At 42.8% G+C, this 2,126-nt stretch carries 3 protein-coding genes; all 3 read right to left on the bottom strand.

Going from position 1 to position 2,126, the window contains the following annotated elements; all coding sequences use genetic code 11:
* Positions 1-308, bottom strand: a 308-nt coding sequence (locus NTU69_09020) for a fumarate hydratase C-terminal domain-containing protein (protein ID MCX5803649.1), incomplete at its 3' end; no start/stop codon positions are given.
* Between the two features lie 57 nt (positions 309-365).
* Positions 366-1,205 (bottom strand): fumarate hydratase, encoded by an 840-nt coding sequence (locus tag NTU69_09015; protein ID MCX5803648.1) that lies wholly within the window; start codon positions 1,203-1,205, stop codon positions 366-368.
* A gap of 3 nt (positions 1,206-1,208) precedes the next feature.
* The coding region (locus NTU69_09010; GenBank protein MCX5803647.1) for a malate dehydrogenase at positions 1,209-2,126 on the bottom strand (918 nt) is incomplete at its 5' end.

Raw genomic sequence — 2,126 nt, 5'->3', positions numbered from 1 at the left:
TTGCCTATCATGCCCTTAAGACCTAAAGAAAGCAATTTAGGGGCATACAAATCCATCCTTGAACTGGTAGTAGGACCACAGGCACCTATCACCCTTCCGGGAGAAGCAGGAGAAGGACCACAATAATATATCACCTGATTTTTTATATCAAAGGGGAGTGCTTCTCCTTTACTGAGTGCATCAATAAACCTTTTATGTGCAGCATCCCGTGCTGTATATATGTAGCCACTTATGAGTACCTTTTCACCTGCCTTCAATGCTTCTACCACACCATTTTCTAAAGGTGTTGTAATACGCCTTATTTCCATCATTCACCCCTTTTTTAATGTTTAGTAAATCCTCTACTCTACGCTCCAGGCTCTACGCTATATCGTTACTTCTTTAATCCTATGGGCATGGCACTGAATGTTCACAGCAACAGGAAGTGAGGCTATATGACACGGCATCATCTTTACATGCACATCCAGTGCTGTCACTGTTCCACCATAACCCTGAGGTCCCACACCTGTTCTATTGATATCATTTAATATTTCCAGCTCAAGTTCTGCTATAGAGGGGTTTTCGTTTCGCCTGCCTATAGGGACCATAAGGGCTTCTTTTGAAAGAAGGGCAGAAGTTTCAAAGTTACCCCCTATACCAACACCTACAATAATTGGTGGACACGGATTTGGCCCGCCTTTCTTTACCATCTCCAGGACAAATGATTTAACCCCTTCCCTGCCCTGTGAAGGTACAAGCATCCTTACCTCTCCATAGTTTTCGCTTCCTCCACCCTTGGGTAAGGCAACAATTTTTATCCGGTCACCGGGTACAATACTTGTATGGATGATAGCTGGGGTGTTGTCACCTGTATTTTTTCTTAAAAATGGATCGCAACAGGACTTTCTTAAGTACCCATTTTTATATGCCCTTCTTACCCCCTCATTGACAGCGTCAGCAAGCGAGCCGCCATGGATATGGACATCCTGTCCTATTTCTAAAAAGGTCACAGCAAGGCCTGTATCCTGACAGATTGGCATGTGCTCCTCTTTCGCAATGTTGGCATTTTTAATCAATTCCCTTAAAACCTCTTTGCCGACAGGAGATTCTTCCTTTCCTATTGCGCTATTGAGCGCCTCAAAAACACTATCGGAAAGATTTATATTCGCATCAATAAATAAACCCTCTATGGCTGCTACAATATCATCAACATGTATCTCTCTCATATTTTACTCCTTGTAAGGGGCTATAATCCCTTTTTCCATTAAAAGACCTACCTCTTCCCTTGCCCTGTTTATTTTTGTTTCGGCCATCTGGAAAAGTTCTTTTTCAGTAAATTTTAAACGGGCAACGCCCTGTTCCATCGCTTTCTTTGCAACAGCCACTGCCTCTCTTGGGAATACTTCCCATTCATCCATGGTTGGGAGTAAATGATCCTCACGGAGACCTTTATCTTCTGCACATTTTGCAAGTTCATAGGCTGCTGCAATACACATTTCGTCTGTAATCGTTCTTGCCATTACATCAAGTGTTCCCCTGAAAATCGCAGGAAACCCAACAGAATTGTTAACCTGATTAGGAAAATCACTCCTGCCGGTGGCAACTATCCTCGCTCCGGCCTCTTTTGCCTCCCATGGCCATATTTCAGGTATTGGGTTTGCACAGACAAAGACTATTCCGTTATCGGCCATTTTCGATATCCACTCTTTCTTGATCGTGTCGGGCCCTGGTTTTGAAAGGGCAATTACAACATCCTGCCCCTTTATCGCCTCTTCCATGTTACCATCCCTGTTTTCAGCATTCGTAATCTGGCAGAATTGCAATTTTTCTTTATGGGTTGGCTTTATATCATCCCTCTTTCTATTAAGAATACCCTTGCTATCAACAACGATAAACTTTTTTGGATCAGCACCTGCCTTTATGATCATTTTTGTTATACATACATTTGCAGCACCTATGCCTATCATTGTGATTTTTACATCCTGGATCTTCTTTTTCACAATCTTCAATGCATTTATTAGCCCGGCAAGTGTCACAGCAGCAGTCCCCTGCTGGTCATCATGCCACACCGGGATTGGTGCCTCTGCACGTAACTTTTCAAGTATATAAAAGCATTTTGGATTTGCGATATCTTCAAGGTTTATACC

This window comes from Pseudomonadota bacterium (assembly GCA_026388215.1).
GTDB lineage: Bacteria > Desulfobacterota > Syntrophorhabdia > Syntrophorhabdales > Syntrophorhabdaceae > JAPLKF01.
This window is presented reverse-complemented; position numbering and strand designations above follow the sequence as displayed.